General features: G+C 34.6%; 2 protein-coding genes, 5 tRNA genes and 1 rRNA gene. All 8 read right to left on the reverse strand.

What is annotated here, in order from left to right:
• Positions 1-328 (reverse strand): 16S ribosomal RNA (locus I1959_RS15145); the annotation flags it as partial.
• A 544-nt stretch (positions 329-872) separates the two neighbouring features.
• Positions 873-1286 (reverse strand): hypothetical protein, encoded by a 414-nt coding sequence (locus I1959_RS15150; protein ID WP_092921872.1) that lies wholly within the window; start codon positions 1284-1286, stop codon positions 873-875.
• 21 nt (positions 1287-1307) lie between these two features.
• Positions 1308-1559, reverse strand: a complete 252-nt coding sequence (locus I1959_RS15155; protein WP_166506174.1) for a DUF2508 family protein — start codon at positions 1557-1559, stop codon at positions 1308-1310.
• Positions 1560-1718: 159 nt separating this feature from the next.
• A tRNA-Val gene (locus I1959_RS15160) sits at positions 1719-1794 on the reverse strand.
• A gap of 5 nt (positions 1795-1799) precedes the next feature.
• Positions 1800-1876 (reverse strand) — tRNA-Arg (locus tag I1959_RS15165).
• A 5-nt stretch (positions 1877-1881) separates the two neighbouring features.
• Positions 1882-1955 (reverse strand) — tRNA-Cys (locus tag I1959_RS15170).
• A gap of 10 nt (positions 1956-1965) precedes the next feature.
• Positions 1966-2041, reverse strand: a tRNA-Lys gene (locus I1959_RS15175).
• Positions 2042-2049: 8 nt separating this feature from the next.
• A tRNA-His gene (locus tag I1959_RS15180) sits at positions 2050-2126 on the reverse strand.
• Positions 2127-2213: the final 87 nt, after the last annotated feature.

Consider the following 2213-nt stretch of genomic DNA (forward strand, 5'->3'; position numbering starts at 1 on the left):
GAGTTTGGACCGTGTCTCAGTTCCAATGTGGCCGATCACCCTCTCAGGTCGGCTACTGATCGTCGCCTTGGTAAGCCGTTACCTTACCAACTAGCTAATCAGACGCGGGTCCATCCTGTACCGCCAGAGCTTTGATAAGAAAGCCATGCGACTTCCTCATGTTATCTCGTATTAGCATACCTTTCGGTATGTTATCCGTGTGTACAGGGCAGGTTACCCACGCGTTACTCACCCGTCCGCCGCTCTTTACCGAAGTAAATCGCTCGACTTGCATGTGTTAGGCACGCCGCCAGCGTTCATCCTGAGCCAGGATCAAACTCTCAAATAAAAGTTGTTACCTGCTCAGACTATCATTATCTGAATATCTGGCTTGGTTTGTTTTCGATTCTTTTAAGAATCATTAGTTATATAAATTAACCTACTGTTTAATTTTCAAAGTTCATTTTCATTTTGCCCTTTTCTTAAGGACAAGTAATACTATATCATCTTATTTTTATATCGTCAATACTTTTTTGAAAAAAAATTATTTTTTATTTATAATGTGCTTCTCAACAATTATATTATGTGTAAGATAAAGTATATTTATTCATTATTTTATTATTAACTTAAAAAAATTAGCTATACAATTTTATTTAAATTAATACAACTATATGCTTATTAATTTGATAAACTATTATATTTAAATATTATTATTATGATGAATGAAAATTATATCCAAAGGCATATAATCATCTGCTTATAATTAACCTATTCACAAAAATCTTTTATCTTCTATATTATACTTAATATAACTTTATTAAGTATAATTAAATTACTTATTATAAAAAAGAAAAGAAAGGATATTAAGTAATATTAATACCCTTCTTCTTTTATTAATCAACTTGTGATAATAATCTTCTCGCAACATCAGATACTTTTAATTCACCTAGTTCTGCATGTCCTATGGCTATAACTACTTTTATGGCATCATCTGTATTATCCCATTTATAAGCCCTAGCATTCATAACAGCATCTTCTGGCATTATTTCTTCTAGTTCCATAGCTAATTCATCTGCTAATGTTATATATTCATCAAATAAATCTTCACTATCTATTTCTTCTAAATCATAGTCTTCTTTTATTATTTCATTTAAATTGTCTATATCTATACTTATTTGGTAAGCTAATGTATCTTCTCTTTTTGTTCCTTTAGTTAAATCTTTTTCTACTATAAAGTCACTATTTTCTTGTATAGTCTCTTTTAGTTCTTCGCTATCTACTATTTCATCCCCAAAAACTACATACATGATTTAATCATCTCCTTAGAATTATTTTGCTATTGATTCTACTAAAGACTCTTGTAATGTCTTCTTTATTCCTCTTTCCTTAGCAATCTTTATTAAATATCTATATCTTGATTTTTTTGCCTCTAATTCATATATAGCAACATCCACTAACTCTGGATCCGTAACTAGTTGAAAAAAATGTTCTGCTGTTTCAACATCCAACTGAGCTCTTTTTATCTCCTTTATTAGTTTTTGCTTTTCTTTATTTTTATTAATGTTTTTTATTTTAGACATAGTCATCCTCCCTAAATTATATTTTATTAAGAATTTTGACATATTCTAAAATCTATATACCATTATATGTAAATTTAATTTCTTTATCAAGATAGTATACATTCTTAGTATTATTTTTTACACATAAAAACCTCTAGTGAAAATCACTAGAGGTTACACTGGTGGGATTAACAGGGCTCGAACCTGTGACCCCCTGCTTGTAAGGCAGGTGCTCTCCCAGCTGAGCTATAATCCCGGATATGGTGCGCCCAAAGGGACTCGAACCCCTAACCTTCTGATTCGTAGTCAGACACTCTATCCAGTTGAGCTATAGGCGCAATTTTGGAGGCGACACCCAGATTCGAACTGGGGATCAAGGAGTTGCAGTCCACTGCCTTACCACTTGGCTATGTCGCCGTAATATAAATGGTGACCCATCCGCGACTCGAACGCGGGACACCCTGATTAAAAGTCAGGTGCTCTACCGACTGAGCTAATGGGTCATTTTACATGGGGTGGATAATGAGATTCGAACTCACGGCCTCCAGAGCCACAATCTGGCGCTCTAACCAACTGAGCTATACCCACCATATCTATATTGGTCGAGGTGAAGGGACTCGAACCCCCGGCCCCATGGTCCCAAACCATGTGCGCTACCAAACTGCGCTACACCTC

Origin of the sequence: Romboutsia sp. 1001285H_161024_C4, assembly GCF_015550185.1 — a bacterium.
In the GTDB taxonomy this organism is placed as follows: Bacteria; Bacillota; Clostridia; order Peptostreptococcales; family Peptostreptococcaceae; genus Romboutsia_C; species Romboutsia_C hominis.